Here is a 14,586-nt window from a genome sequence, read left to right as displayed (position 1 = left end):
TTCTTTTAATTCCATTTTACTATAATAAAAAAGTTCCTAATAGTCATACATAGACTATTTTTAAAGTATCCAATTTTCAAAAATCATCTGGAACTAAATTATATTCAGACAGTCGGTTGATATAAGGAAAAAAAGTTGGGAAAATTTTTAAAAAAGTGAAAAAACCCAATAAAAAAACCAGCCTTTTAAAAGACTGGTAATCTAGAAATATCTCTTTTTCCAAAAAATAAACGCTGTTAAACTAGTTAAAAATGCCGAAATGATAAGTGGTATGGCATACGAATGGGTTGCATGCTGAAAAGGGATATCCACGTTCATCCCATAAAAGCTAGCGACCATCGTCGGGAAGGACAAAATAATCGTGATCGACGTTAAAAATTTCATGACAATATTCAAGTTATTAGAAATAATTGAAGCAAAAGCATTCATCATCCCGGATAAAATCGAACGGTAGGTTTCCGCCATTTCGATCGCCTGCGTTTTCTCAATAATGACGTCTTCTAATAAATCTTTGTCTTCTTCATACATTTTTAAATAATTGAACCTCAAAATCTTATCAAGGACAACCTTATTCGATTTTAACGAAGTGGTAAAGTAAACTAAACTTTTCTCTAAGGCAAGAAAGGCATATAGCTCTTTATTTTTTAAAGACTGGTGTATTTCACGTTCTATTTCATTTGTTTTCTTATTAATTTGCTTGAGATAACGAAGATAATAAGACGAAATCACAAACAGGATTTGCAAGGCAAAGCGTGTTTTTTTAAAGGTAAAAAATTCTTTCACACGATTCTTACGGAATTCTTCGATAATCGGTGAATCCTTTAAGGAAACCGTAATAATATTATCCTCAGTTAAAATGATGCCAATCGGAATGGTTTCATAAACAGCAAGGCCTGATTCATCGTGAACAATATATGGAAAGTCGACGATAATGTAGACTCGGCCGTCATCACGTTCAATCCTCGGACGTTCTTCATCATCCAGCGCATCTTTAATAATATCGACATCCACTTGGGCATCAGTTGAAACCTTATTAATTTCTTCTGCAGTTGGGGCATACATATTCACCCAGCAGCCTTTTGAGACTGTGTCAACCTGTTCAAGAACCCTTGTATCGGTACTTTTGAAAATTTCTAACATGTCAAAACCTCCTCTGATACTTTAGTCGAGGAAGCCAACAACCTTTTGAAGAGTTGATATTCTGATCTTCAATTTAATCAATTCTAAAATTATATTGACTTCCCCCCGCCTACTTGGGTCCGGGTCTATGGAATAACTCAAAAATATCAACTCCCTTTTCTTTTATATCCTATCCTATCATAAACCGAAATGCCTCAAAGTACAAAGGAGTTTTTTTAGGAATTATTTGTCTTCAGGAAAATAAGGGTTTAGATGGATTAATACTTCACGAATATTATCATTCTGGTCCATGAGTGCCCCTTTAATGGATTTGGCTAAATCATGCCCCTGTTTAATGGTTTTAGAATGATCAATCGCAATACGAACGTCCACTAATACATAATGGCCATGCTCTCTTGCTCTTACTCGGTCGATTCGTTTTACCTCTGGAAAATTCTTTATCACAGCTATGTATTCTTGTAAAATTTCCGAGTCGATATTCCGCTCTAATAAAATATCAAACGCTTCGGTTAACATATCTTTCGCAATTTTAAAAATTAAATAAGCCACAAAAACACTGGCAGCCTTATCACCGTAAAGTAATACATGAATATCCATCCGACTTCCGATAATGGAAAGAAGAACCCCAATCGCTGCTGCAATAGAGGCAACAATATCCGCCTTATGATCAAAAGCGATCGCTTCAATGGCTTTACTATGATTCTCAGTAGCCACTTTTAGGGAACTTCGATATAAGATGATCTTCGTAATAAATGAAAAAAGAGCGACCCACATTGCTAACAGATTTGGTGATTCCACTTCCTGAAAGAAACCGCTGATTCCTTCGTAAGCCACGTAAATCGCAACTATAAGAAGAAGAATCCCGATGATCTCCGATACAATGACCTCAGCTTTTCCATGGCCATATGGATGTTCTTTATCGGCCGGTTTATTGGCAATCTTAATCACAAGCAGAACAATCACTGATGCAAAAACATCTGCCGCAGAGTGAATACCATCTGCAAAAACCGCATCACTATGTCCGTACCAGCCAATCACAATCTTCCCGATTGTCAGGATGACATTACTTATCACACTTATCCAGGCTACTTTTTTCGCCAGAGTTTCTCTCATTACCATTTTGAAACCACCTTTAAATTAAGAAAAGCGCAAGCGCCTTGGTCAGCCCCGACAAGCATAAGACGAGCCGGCCAGAAGGTTGCTTTTTAACCTTTTGGACGGATTGGCTGTAGACCATCGAGGGGCTAGGCGCTGGAGCTAGACATTTCTCGTCCTGTTTCCTTATTAAGTATTAGCAGATTTGCCTAAAAAATCATATCAAAAAGGACCTAGGTGGGTCCAGAGAAAAACAATTGTGTGATTAAACAATATTGAATAAGGGCAGCAAATATGCCCTTACTCTTCTTCCACCTCTTTTTCCTGCTTTTGCATCTCCACTTCTTCGACAACAGAAATCCAGTTGATTTGATCATGGAGATAATGGAACGCTTCATCTAACTCCTCACGTGATGGAAATTCATTTTTTTGTTTCATCGTCATTCCCCTTTCAAAAATTTTTAGGAGTAATAAATGTAAAATAAGAAAAAATACGGTTGTACGATTAATCCAAAAAAGGGAGGTTACAAAGGTGGAACATAAGAAAGCAAACCCTAAAAAAGAACTTGCAGGAAGTTTTTATCATCCAAGCTACTACACTGAAAGCGACGACCTATCCTCTGGCATTGCTACTTCACATGAGCAAGTAAGCGACACTTATGCTGAAGGCGAAATCGGGGCCGTCATTGATGATGTGAATGGAAAGGATATTCCGATCCCTAGAAAAGGTTTTGAATAAGTAGAAAAGCGCAAGGCGCCTGCCTATCGGCGCCAAGCACAAGACGAGCCGGCCGAAAGGTTGTTCTTTAACCTTTTGGACGGATTGGCTTGTGACCTAGAGCCGATGGCGCCTGGAGCTAGACAATTATCTAAGTCAAAATCTAAATAACTTTTTTTGAAGTAGGAAAACAGCTCTCAATCGAAAGCTGTTTTCTTTTTTTCGTTATCATTTATCATTGTCAACATATGGGTCATGTTCAAAAGCAGGCAAATCGCCAAAGCTTGTCATAATTCCTTCTTCGTCAAGAGCATCTTCGTATTTTTCATGCTGGGCATTTGGATAAACGGTTATATTCTGTCCATACATATCATTTCCAACAAAGTTTTCATAGTCCTCTACATAGCCAATACTCTCTTCAGATTCATTATAGGTGTCATTATAATGGTCTTTAGGAAAGGCTAAATCAGATGGTGTATCAGAGGTTCCAAACTCCGCTACTGCCTGCCAGGAATCCTCTGCATCAAAGGCTACATTCTCGTCCGATTCGTCCATATCAAACTTACCAAACGGAGGCATGAGGACTCCTTCTTCAATCGGGCGGTCATGTGAGGTTACTTGGTCAGGACTATGCTCAATACAATACGTCGTATTTGGCAAAGCTTCCAATCTTTCCATCGGAATTTCTTTTCCACAGACCTCGCACTTTCCATATGTTCCTTGTTCCATCGCCTCTAGGGCATGATTAATGTTTCCTAATTGTAATTTATAGTGCTCGAGCAAGGCGTTATCTTTTTCACGCTCATATAGTTCGGTCGCATCATCAGCGGGATGGTTATCGTAGCTGGATAGCTCCCCCATTGATTCGTGATCGTGACCGCGCTCAAATCCTAGATGGTCGTTCTGGTCTAAACGTTCCTCCACATTACTTTTTTCCTTTAACAATTGTAACCTTAACTCCGCTAACTGCTGTGTTGATAGCATGTGAAAACCCCTTTCACTATACGCAATTTCATCATCTATTTACCCATCAACGTTTTTATTTAATCGTTCCTTTCTATTTTCATTTTTTTTAGGGTTGTTTATGTAATGAAAATTTAATTCCAGTAAATTTCCCATTTGTTTTTTCAAGGATCCATCGAATAAGTTTCAGGTGGTCGTGTATCTTAAGAATGATAAAGCAAAATGAAGAGAAAAGAGGAGATTTAGTGTGGTTAATGAAAACTTTGATCAATTTAGGAAGGTTGAGCTCAAACATCAGGGAAAGTATTTAGGAAGTGATAAAAAGAAACAGCCCGGTCTAAATGATCGTGAATATAATAATCAATCCAATACAGATAAATCACCAGGTGCAACAGGTCGTAACCTATAAATAGCTACCCTTAGCCTTTTTAACAGGGCTATGATCGATGCAAAGGAGAATTCAATGAGTAAATCCAAATCAGGTGCAAAAGAAAAAAACAATATGAAATGGTGGCAGCTATCCCTATTTGGAGTCGGCTGTACGATTGGAACAGGCTTCTTCCTTGGCTCTGGGCTTGCCATTAAAATGGCAGGACCCGCTATTTTACTTGCGTTTTTAATGGCTGCGCTTGGTACTTACTTTGTCTATGATGCCTTGTCTAAAATGACCGCAAAAGAGCCCTTAAAAGGCGGTTTCAGGTCCTATGCCAAGAAGGCCTATGGGCGATGGGCCGGGTTTAGCAGCGGCTGGGTCTATTGGTCATCAGAAGTGCTGATTATGGGGAGTCAATTGACCGCACTGTCCATCTTTTCTCGCTTCTGGTTTCCAAACATTCCATTATGGATATTTACCGCCATCTATGCGATTTTGGGATTAACGATTATTTTAATTGGAGTGAAAGTGTTAAACAGGCTCGAAAATATTCTAGCCATCTTAAAAATTTCAGCGATTACCATGTTTATCGTGATTGCATTATTAGCCCTTTTTGGGGTTATCGAGGGCAATCGTCCGATCCAGTTTCCGAATAGCAGCAATGAATTGATCCCGCATGGGACGATCGGTTTATGGTCTGCTGTTATTTTTGCCTTTTATGCTTTTGGCGGAATTGAAATCTTAGGTTTAATGGCCACAAAACTTAAGGATCCAAGTGAAGCACCGAAGGCGGGAAAAGTCATGCTGTTTACACTCATGATTATTTATGTATTATCGATTGGCTTGGCGGTCATTATTTGTTCCTGGAATCAATTCAATACAAAGGAAAGTACTTTTGTCGTTGCGTTAAATGCATACCATCTGCCTTTTATCCCTCATTTCTTTAATGCTACGCTGATTATTGCCGGTTTTTCTACCATGACAGCCTCATTATATGGTGTCACAAGCGTGCTGGAAACCTTGGGCGAAGAAGAAGACGCTCCTGCTTGTTTTGCTAAAAAAGGAAAGCTTAAGGTACCCTTATGGACTTTAATCATTACCATGCTTGGAATCACGGCATCAATTGTCTCGGCTCTGGTACTTCCGGATAAAATTTATGAGTGGGTTACAACGGCGGCAGGATTAATGCTTCTTTATAATTGGCTTTTTATTCTTGCATCCTCTCGAAAAATTTTAGATTTAAAGCGCAAGGAAAAAATCATGTATACAATAGGCGCTTTCTTTATTTTGGTGGCAGTTAGCGGAACATTATTCCACGATACGAGCAGACCAGGCTTCTTTATTAGCTTAGCCTTTATCGGGGTGATCGGAATTATCACCCTCATCCTGAGTTTCAAATGGAAGAAGGAAAAGAAGAAGGAAAAAAGCAAGAGTAAAGTACTAAAACCTTGGCCAACCGCATAAAGAAAAGCAGAAGCGGCCGTTTAGCGACGTATGGACTGGAGCCCATCGACTGAGATAAAGGAAACACAAAGAGTGTCAGCATTTCGATGTTGACTTATCGTAGGGAGATGGGCGAAGTACACTAGTCGCTGGGCGCTGGAGCTGGACAATTCTCAAAGTCAAAATTTATATAATTTCTTTTGAAAGCAAAAAAGTCAGCTATTCTAAAGCTGACTTTTTTGTTACCCAAACATATTATGAAACGCTTGCATGCCAAAATATATACCAAAACCAACCAAGGAAAGTCCCGATAGACAAGATATACCCACTAGTAAGTGGGAAGTTAAAAATTTGCGAGCGCTGCTTGCTACACCTGCCATCATGATATCCCAGGTTAATAGGCCGATAAAAATGGCACTGCTATAAAGAATTAATTGACTGGTATCATAGGTAGCCGCGGTTTTCGCAAGGACAGATCCATAAATTCCTAACCAGAAAAGGATGGTTAATGGATTGGAAATGGACATTAAGAAACCGGAAAAGAAGGATTTGTAAAGCGGCTCTTTCCCTCTGGCATTCTGCAAATTGATTTTTCCAGCATTCATAAATGTTTCAATTCCTGTATACATTAGCACAAAGCAGCCAAAGAACCACAGGAAGGTTTGCATAAAGGCGGTCTCTAGGAATTGAACCACTCCTACGTAAACGACAAGCATATAGATCCCATCTGCTAAAACCGCTCCAACCCCAATCAGCCACGAGTGCATAAAGCCATTTCGAATTCCACGATCAATTTGGGCCGCATTAATCGGCCCAATTGGAGCGGCTAGCGATAATCCCAAAAGTATATAACTTAAAAATACATTCATTAATACCTCTCCCCCCAAAGCAATGGATAGATGCCTGTCTATCCATGTTTATTCAGCAGGAGAAGGTTGTACAACTAAAAAAAGAAAAAAAGAGCTTTCCCTTAATTTTAAGGAAAGCCCTATGGGTAATTCACTGATTGGTTTCTGACACCTTTCTTAAATCAAAACTATATCCTCCCTCTTCCCCAGTCTGATTAAGGAAGTGGTGCCTAGGCTTTGGTAAAGAATAGGAATCAATTTCTACAATATATTTAGGCCTTTGCTTGGTTTCCTTATAGATCTTCCCGACATATTCACCAATTAAGCCGATCGCAATCAACTGCAGGCCGCCAATTAACCAAATCGAGGTAATTAAGGACGTCCACCCAGTTAAGGTTGTACCAAAAAATTTAAGGAATAAGAAGTATCCGCCAAAAAGCAAACTCATAAAGAACGAAACAAATCCTGTTAATAAAACAAAACGAATCGGGGAAATAGAAAAGGATGTAATGCCATCAAAGGCAAAGCCGATCATTTTTTTCAAAGGGTATTTTGTTTCGCCTGCCTGTCTTTCTAAACGGTCATAATAAACAACATCGGAGCGAAAACCTAGCAGGGGAACAATGCCTCTTAAAAATAAATTAACCTCATTGAACCGTTCGAGTTCCTGCAGGGCACGTTTGCTTAACAGCCGGTAATCGGCATGATTATAGACCAGGTCGACTCCCATTTTTTTCATTAGTTTGTAAAACCCTTGTGCGCTGCTTCGTTTAAAGAGTGTATCCGTCTCCCGTCCTTTGCGGACACCATAAACAATTTCAAAACCTTGATGGAACTTGACGATAAATTCACGAATGACCCGGATATCATCCTGAAGGTCAGCATCAATCGAAATAACACAATCAGAATGCTCCTTCGCGGTAAATAACCCCGCCAGCAGGGCATTTTGATGGCCCACATTCCTTGATAACTTGAGGCCGCGGACAAAATGGTTCCGCAGCCCCTCCTTATAAATCAGCTCCCATGTGCGATCCTTACTACCGTCATCAACCAGTAAGATTTTACTTTGCGACGATATAAGCGCTTCAGAGATTAACTCTTTTAGGTGTCCCTCGAGCTGGCTCATGGTTTCTGGCAGCACCTCTTGTTCGTTATAGCATGGTACAACAATTGTAAGGACTGGTTCTATCATTTGTACTACCCCCGGTGTCTACATTGTTTTGTATAAATAAATCTTCCAAGCTGCATTTTTTGAAGAGAATACCTTTTCAAGGAAAAGCTGGTTCTGCTCGGCATTGTCAATTGGAATCGCTGAGAAGATATAACGGCCGCCCATCTCTTTGAAGACTTCTGTATTTAGCTGAAGATTTTTTAAGTGCCGTTTTGAATCTTTTTTGATCATGTATCTTTTTCCAAGTTGGGCTGTAAAAAGATAGCAGCGACCGCCCCACTTGTCATAATATTTTTGGATTGTTTTATTTTTTTCTAATTCTTTTGCAATGATTTTCCTAAATTGATGTTTATAGCTTAATGGATAGAAATTATTATAGGTATCAATGGTATAGAAGCCATTAAATTGGGAAACAGCCGGATGGATACCGATACTGGCGACGCGGTATTCTTCCGGGTTATCGCCAATATAATCCTTTATCTCAGTAAACAAGTCTTCTGCAAAAAACTCTTTAACCGTTGGCTTTTCCCGGTAAATAATTTCATCATTCATTAATCCTAAAAAAGCAATCTGGGAAATGACCAGCCATTTCGCTAATTTCACCCCATCAAGGCCGTGTCCGGCAATAATTTTTAAGGCAAGGGCAAAGCTTGCATAAATCTCCATCGGTCTTAAAAAATGGTAGCGGGCAAAATTAAAGGTATCCATAAAGTGAAAGACCTTTGTTAACGGCAGCCAGCCCTCATAAAACCAAAAGGCATACCATAACGACAGAACGATATTTAATCCAAATAAGAACAAATAAAGCTTTTCCTGCTCCCAAAGCTTTTTGGTCACGACGATGTACATCGCCATAAAGGTTGCTGGCAAAATAATGAGGGTATGGACGGTCATCACATGGGTGTGTCCAAGTACGTAGTTTTTCACAAAAAGCCTAACAGCTCTCCAAAATGGAAGATGCGCATGGAAGTATTCATCCCGGCTATTAGGTTCGGAGGAAAACATAAACGAATAAATCAGTCGGTACTCCACCAGCATAAAAATTCCCGTCATATAACCAATCGCAAATAAAAAGCGCAGGTTCCATCCCTTTCCCCGAAAACAATCCCACAGCCAAAAAACGCCCATCGCGCTAAGAAAAAAGAAAAAGCCTAATACAATGCTTGCATATAAAGGAATTAAGGTAAGAACAAGATAGTCCTTCCATGTATCTTGGTGCTTACGAATATTCAAGAATGCCCAAAGGGCAAATGGCATCCCTAATGTGCTCAGCATCCCTGACGGCCAAAAAGGGGTTAGAGCAAACGCAAGTGCACTGCCAACTTTGATGACAAGCCATTTTTGATCAGGCATGAAATGGTCTTTTAGCAATAAATACATCCCAAAGAAAGCCACGATCCTTGTGAGTGCTTGGCTTAATCCGTAGGCAATCATTGTCGGAAAAAGAGTATATAACCAAACAATCACACTGTATTCCGTACCAAAAGCATTTCTCGATAATTGTCCGTTGATAATTTGCGGAATGACCGCATTCACGCTGCCAAACATTTCTCCACTTCTTGCTAATACCTTATACCAGGCTAAATTAGAATCCAGATTATCATGAACCCTGATATGGGCATTTTCCTGCAAAATGAATAATGGAGAGAGATAGACCGCAATCACAATTAAAGCGAAAAGGATTAAGCTGCGCTCCTTTTTCGTTTCAATAACCACTCTTTAACACCCCTATGTTCGAGAAGTTCTTCCATTTTAAAATTTACTGATAGGTTGGAAATTATTCCAAAAAAGCAAAAAAAGCCACAGCGCCTTGATCAGGCACTGCAGCTAGAAATTAAAAAACCTCCCAATTACTTGGAAGGGTCTTGTCTTATCTTTTTATTAAATTACTGTGATAAACATTTAATAGTGAATCGAGTTTCTGGCTGCATTTAACTACACTGGGATTAGAATATCCAAATTGATGTGCTAAATGAATCATTTCCAATCTCGTATTTTCAATAGTTGATAAAAGGGATTCAATTCTAATTTCCATAGGTCAACCCTCTCTTCACATTATAACTGTAACCATGCTATTAATGATAATTTATAAGTTTTTCCAGGAGAATACAAGTAGGTTTCATACATCATATTCCAACATTTTGTGAACATTGGCCTATTCGCTGAAATCTCCGAGAAAGATTATGAGACTTACTATTTTTGACCATAATACTAATGAGTACAGAAACGAGGTGCCAGTTATGCCGAACAGAGTATATATAGGCTTTTTACGCTTGCCGCTTCTAGTCCGTATCCTAATGATGGCTTTACTGGTGTTTCTATCATTCGGGATATCCATACACTTTTTAGAGCCTGACACCTTTCCAACGATCTTTGATGGGATCTGGTGGGCGATTATTACAGCATCTACTGTTGGATATGGGGATTATGTGCCACATTCATTCTTTGGCAGATTAACGGCCTTACTATTAATCCTATTTGGAGTGGCTTTTGTCTCCTCCTATTTTGGGACATTAGCTGCTGCGGCTGTCACCAAACAAGATGCCCTTTCTGAGGGAAAAATCGCGTTTAAGGGGACCGGTCATATAATCATCATCGGCTGGAATGAGCGCTCAAAAGAATTAATCCATAAGCTTACTAGTGAAAATAAACAACAAATGATCATCTTAATTGATGAAACACTTGAAGCAAATCCTGTTAAATCAAGATACGTCCATTTTATCCAAGGGAAAGGCCATGTAGATGATACAATTGTAAAAAGTGATATTGAAAATGCGGAAAAAGTACTCATTACGGCTGACAGGGGCAACGATGAATTACAAGCAGATATGAACAGCATCTTAACATTACTGACCATTAAGGGCCTATGCCCGCAAGTAAAATGTATTATTGAAATTTTGACTGCTGAACAAGTGGTGAATGCAAAGCGCGCTGGAGCAGATGAGGTTATTCAGTCTAATAAGTTAACAAGTGTCTTCATGATTAATAGCCTTCATTCTAAAGGGGACGGACTATTGTTGAATGTTATTAACCAGCTGCAGGAAAGCAGGCTCTTTACTAATCCTGTCAAAACAGCGGATATCGGGAGGAGTTTCCGGGAAATAGGGATTAATCAGATGGAGAATGGCTTATTATTAATCGGATTAAAAAGGGGGGATGAGACGATTCTTAATCCCCCGCACTCATTTGAAATTAAAGAACATGACCAATTATTAACATTTAAGTAGTTATTCGATGGATAAGAGGACGTTTTCTAATTCGGCCACTAATCTTTTTCCTCTATTGACATATTGAGCAGGAATATCTGCATCTTTATCAATAGGTGCTTGAAATTGATTTAAGGAAGCTGAAAAATTACCAGTATCACCGTGTTCATCAATGCCATATTCGTATTGATGGCCCAGAAGAAAGGGCCGGCCCATCTCGACGGTGCAGCCTCTTGTATCCAGTTCGCCATCGACCGCAGTAAATGGCACCCTTAGAAACTGATAACTTTCTTCATCATTAAGTTTATAGTCGAATGCTCCATGATCATAATCCCAATTACCGCCAATCGTATAGCCGATTGGTTTTAATTTTTGCTCGAGCTTATATAGATCAAATTGTTTTCCTTCGACTTTGGATTGTATTTCTAGCATAAAAACTTCCCCCCTTTTGGATAGCGTTAGTTTCCCCAAACAAAAGAGTGCTGATGCAAAAATGGCATCAGCACTCTTTTGTTAATTTATCTCACGTACTTTTAGAAATTTCTGCATCAGCGCCAAGGCGCTGCTGCTTTCCTATTTATAGACGTTTTTCAAGTTCTGCTTTCTTCTCTTCAAAGCCTGGTTTGCCTAATAGAGCAAACATATTGACCTTGTAAGCTTCAACGCCTGGCTGGTCAAATGGATTCACACCTAGAAGGTATCCGCTCATCGCAACTGCTTTTTCAAAGAAATAAACAAGGTAGCCAAAAGAATATTCATCCATTGCAGGGATGGAGACAATTAGGTTTGGCACACCGCCATCTGTATGGGCAAGCATGGTTCCTTCAAAAGCTTTGTTGTTCACAAAGTCAACGGTTTTTCCTTCTAGATAGTTAAGACCATCTAAATCATTTTCAAAGGCTTCAATCGTTAGCTCATGACGAGGCTTGTCTACTTTCACAATTGTTTCGAATAGATCACGTCGTCCTTCTTGAACATATTGTCCTAATGAGTGAAGGTCTGTTGAGTAGTTGGCTGAAGATGGGTAAATACCTTTTTGGTCTTTCCCTTCACTTTCACCAAACAATTGCTTCCACCATTCATTAAAATACTGTAAGCCTGGCTCATAGTTAATCAGCATTTCAATCGTTTTGCCTTTATTGTAAAGAATATTTCTTACAGCCGCATATTGGTAGGCTTGGTTTTCTTCTAGTTCAGACTGACTGAAATCATTTTGTGCTTGACGAGCACCTTCCATCATCTTGTCAATATCTGCACCAGCTACTGCAATTGGCAATAGACCTACAGCTGTTAAAACAGAATAGCGTCCGCCGACATCATCCGGAATCACAAAGGATTCGTAGCCTTCTTCATTTGCTAATGTTTTAAGCGCGCCTCTTGCTTTGTCAGTAGTTGCGTAGATGCGTTTACGAGCTTCCTCTACACCGTATTTCTCTTCTAGAATTTTACGGAAGATACGGAAAGCAATGGCTGGCTCTGTAGTGGTTCCTGATTTTGAGATAACGTTAATAGAAAAATCTTTACCATCAAGCAAGTCGATTACATCGTGCATATAAGTTGAGCTAATGCTGTTTCCAACAAAGATGATCTGTGGATTGCTGCGTTTTTCTTTTGGAAGTGCGTTGTAAAAGCTGTGAGAAAGCATATCAATCGCTGCTCTTGCACCAAGATATGATCCGCCAATACCGATTACAAGCAGAACATCTGAATCTGATTTAATCTTCTCTGCTGATTTCTGAATCCGAGAGAATTCTTCTTTATCATAGTTTGTTGGAAGCTCGATCCAGCCTCTAAAGTCACTTCCAGCTCCTGTTCCCTCATGCAGGGAATGATGGGCCACCTTGACCGCATCGCGTAAATATGTAATTTCATGTTCTCCAAAAAAGGAGAGGGCTTTCGAGTAATCAAAACGAACGTGTGTCATGTAGTGATCCTCCATTATTTTATTTTCAGTTATCACTTTACATAAGCTTGGGTAAATAATCAAGAAACCCAAGCTTATGTAAACGTACCCATTTTCGACAATTTGCTACTTTTATAAAGAAGCCCGGTAAATAGCTAGTACGTCGTCACGGTTTAGCTTTTTAAAGTTGCCAAATTCGCCATTCACCATCGCACGGTCAGCCATCAATTCAATCTTACTGTCATCTATATCGTAATCTGCCAGACGCGCAGGAGCCTCTATACTGTTCCAGAATTCGCGCAGCTTACGAATTCCTTCTAAACCAGCTTCCTCCGCAGTCTTTCCTTCTGGATTTACGCCGAACACTCTAACCGCCAGCTGCTTAAAGCGCTCCGGTTTAACACTTAGGTTATGCTCCATCCAGTGTGGGAAAAGAATCGCTAAGCCGCCGCCATGAGGAATATCATAGACTGCCGATACTGCGTGTTCGAGGTTATGGGTAGCCCAGTCACCATGATAGCCCATGTTTACCATGCCGTTCAAAGCCATTGTACCCGCGTAAAGAATCGTAGCACGGTGTTCATAGTTTTCAAGGTCTGCCAGTAACTTAGGAGCCGTCTCCATCACCGTAATCAGCAGTGATTCACACATGCGGTCCTGAAACTGTGTATTTTCTTCTAGATGGAAGTAATGTTCAAACACATGTGACATCATATCGACCATGCCATAAATGGTTTGATTTCTTGGAACGGTATAAGTATTTACCGGGTCAAGGATTGAAAACTTAGGGAACGTTACGGCACTTCCCCAGCCGTATTTCTCATTGGTTTCCCAATTGGTAATAACAGAGCCTGAATTCATCTCAGATCCAGTTGCTGCAAGTGTTAAGACGGTTCCGAATGGCAGTGCTTCGCGTGCGAAGGTCTTCTTTATCACGATATCCCATGGATCTCCGTCGTATTTAGCACCTGCGGCAATTAGTTTGGTGCAGTCAATAACACTGCCGCCTCCGACTGCTAAAAGAAATTCGATTCCTTCTTGTTTACAGATATCTACACCTTTTCTTGCGGTTGAAATGCGCGGATTTGGTTCTACTCCGGAAAGTTCAAAAACCTGTGCGCCTATTTCATCCAAGATGCTGGTTACTTGATTATAAAGGCCGCCTTTTTTAATACTGCCGCCGCCATAAACAAGTAACACTTTTTTTCCATATTGCGGAATTTCAGTTTTTAATTGTTCAAGCTGGCCTTTTCCAAAAATTAATTTGGTTGGATTTAAAAATGTAAAGTTCTCCACTGATAACACCTTCCTTTTCATTTACTATTATTATTTATAATGTTTTATTTTGCAAAAAAACTGGTTTGAGACCTTCCGGGGCTAAGAGCATTTCTTATCTGTAGCAGGTCTCGATCCCTTTCGCCATCGGGGGTTATGACCTCTTCTTATCTGTCGTAGCTCTCGACCCCTTTCGCCTTCGGGGGTTATGACTTCTTCTTATCTGTCGTAGCTCTCGATCCCTATCGCCTTCGGGGGTTATGACCTCTTCTTATCTGTCGTAGCTCTCGATCCCTATCGCCTTCGGGGGTTATGACCTCTTCTTATCTGTCATAGCAGTTGCTTCCCTTCCTCTTCGGGGGTTATGACCCCCTCTTATCTGTCGTAGCAGCTGCTTCCCTTCCTCTTCGGGGGTTATGACCTCTTCTTATAGTCAAGTCCATTTAATTGT

General features: G+C 39.9%; 15 protein-coding genes. 4 read left to right on the top strand and 11 right to left on the bottom strand.

The window, feature by feature from the left end; genetic code table 11:
• Positions 1-201: 201 nt before the first annotated feature.
• The 3 genes from J7E81_RS17775 to J7E81_RS17765 form a co-directional block, all read right to left on the bottom strand.
• A complete protein-coding gene (locus tag J7E81_RS17775) occupies positions 202-1,140 on the bottom strand; it encodes a magnesium transporter CorA family protein (protein WP_215044460.1) in 939 nt (312 codons plus the stop codon).
• Positions 1,141-1,362: 222 nt separating this feature from the next.
• Entirely contained in the window at positions 1,363-2,259 is an 897-nt protein-coding gene (locus tag J7E81_RS17770; protein WP_215044458.1) for a cation diffusion facilitator family transporter, read from the bottom strand.
• 276 nt (positions 2,260-2,535) lie between these two features.
• Positions 2,536-2,673 carry a hypothetical protein gene (locus J7E81_RS17765; RefSeq protein ID WP_215044456.1) on the bottom strand — a complete coding sequence of 46 codons (138 nt, stop codon included), beginning with the start codon at positions 2,671-2,673 and terminating at the stop codon, positions 2,536-2,538.
• Positions 2,674-2,767: 94 nt separating this feature from the next.
• Between J7E81_RS17765 and J7E81_RS30605 the strand changes: the two genes are divergently transcribed.
• A complete protein-coding gene (locus J7E81_RS30605; protein ID WP_215044455.1) occupies positions 2,768-2,974 on the top strand; it encodes a YozQ family protein in 207 nt (68 codons plus the stop codon).
• 207 nt (positions 2,975-3,181) lie between these two features.
• Here the strand turns inward: J7E81_RS30605 and J7E81_RS17755 are convergent, their stop codons facing one another.
• The gene (locus J7E81_RS17755; RefSeq protein WP_215044453.1) at positions 3,182-3,937 is read right to left on the bottom strand and encodes a yteA family sporulation protein; all 756 of its coding nucleotides are present in this window, start codon (positions 3,935-3,937) and stop codon (positions 3,182-3,184) included.
• A 226-nt stretch (positions 3,938-4,163) separates the two neighbouring features.
• On the opposite strand from J7E81_RS17755, the gene J7E81_RS17750 reads away from it, so the two are divergent.
• Together J7E81_RS17750 and J7E81_RS17745 are read left to right on the top strand one after the other, a co-directional pair.
• Positions 4,164-4,325 (top strand): hypothetical protein, encoded by a 162-nt coding sequence (locus tag J7E81_RS17750; protein WP_215044451.1) that lies wholly within the window; start codon positions 4,164-4,166, stop codon positions 4,323-4,325.
• 54 nt (positions 4,326-4,379) lie between these two features.
• Positions 4,380-5,753: an amino acid permease gene (locus J7E81_RS17745; RefSeq protein WP_215044449.1), complete on the top strand. Its 1,374-nt coding sequence runs from the start codon at positions 4,380-4,382 to the stop codon at positions 5,751-5,753.
• Between the two features lie 221 nt (positions 5,754-5,974).
• On the opposite strand, the gene J7E81_RS17740 is transcribed toward J7E81_RS17745, so the two are convergent.
• From J7E81_RS17740 to J7E81_RS17725, 4 genes are all read right to left on the bottom strand, one after another.
• Positions 5,975-6,601 carry a LysE family transporter gene (locus J7E81_RS17740; protein ID WP_215044446.1) on the bottom strand — a complete coding sequence of 209 codons (627 nt, stop codon included), beginning with the start codon at positions 6,599-6,601 and terminating at the stop codon, positions 5,975-5,977.
• A gap of 130 nt (positions 6,602-6,731) precedes the next feature.
• The gene (locus tag J7E81_RS17735) at positions 6,732-7,772 is read right to left on the bottom strand and encodes a glycosyltransferase family 2 protein (RefSeq protein ID WP_215044444.1); all 1,041 of its coding nucleotides are present in this window, start codon (positions 7,770-7,772) and stop codon (positions 6,732-6,734) included.
• Between the two features lie 18 nt (positions 7,773-7,790).
• Positions 7,791-9,467, bottom strand: a complete 1,677-nt coding sequence (locus J7E81_RS17730) for a DUF6044 family protein (RefSeq protein WP_215044442.1) — start codon at positions 9,465-9,467, stop codon at positions 7,791-7,793.
• Positions 9,468-9,621: 154 nt separating this feature from the next.
• Positions 9,622-9,786, bottom strand: coding sequence for an aspartyl-phosphate phosphatase Spo0E family protein (locus tag J7E81_RS17725; RefSeq protein WP_215044440.1), 165 nt, complete (start codon positions 9,784-9,786; stop codon positions 9,622-9,624).
• A 205-nt stretch (positions 9,787-9,991) separates the two neighbouring features.
• Here J7E81_RS17725 and J7E81_RS17720 point away from each other — a divergent pair, with 205 nt between their 5' ends.
• Entirely contained in the window at positions 9,992-10,978 is a 987-nt protein-coding gene (locus J7E81_RS17720; protein ID WP_215044438.1) for a potassium channel family protein, read from the top strand.
• Here J7E81_RS17720 and J7E81_RS17715 read toward each other — a convergent pair whose 3' ends face one another.
• The 3 genes from J7E81_RS17715 to J7E81_RS17705 all read right to left on the bottom strand — a co-directional run bounded on the left by J7E81_RS17715 (position 10,979) and on the right by J7E81_RS17705 (position 14,156).
• Positions 10,979-11,389: a YugN-like family protein gene (locus tag J7E81_RS17715; RefSeq protein WP_215044436.1), complete on the bottom strand. Its 411-nt coding sequence runs from the start codon at positions 11,387-11,389 to the stop codon at positions 10,979-10,981.
• 145 nt (positions 11,390-11,534) lie between these two features.
• The gene (locus J7E81_RS17710; RefSeq protein WP_215044434.1) at positions 11,535-12,881 is read right to left on the bottom strand and encodes a glucose-6-phosphate isomerase; all 1,347 of its coding nucleotides are present in this window, start codon (positions 12,879-12,881) and stop codon (positions 11,535-11,537) included.
• 111 nt (positions 12,882-12,992) lie between these two features.
• On the bottom strand, positions 12,993-14,156 hold the full coding sequence (locus J7E81_RS17705; protein ID WP_215044432.1) for an iron-containing alcohol dehydrogenase: 1,164 nt from the start codon (positions 14,154-14,156) through the stop codon (positions 12,993-12,995).
• Positions 14,157-14,586: the final 430 nt, after the last annotated feature.

The organism is Bacillus sp. ISL-18 (assembly GCF_018613415.1).
Classification (GTDB): Bacteria; Bacillota; Bacilli; order Bacillales; family Cytobacillaceae; genus Neobacillus.
This window is presented reverse-complemented; position numbering and strand designations above follow the sequence as displayed.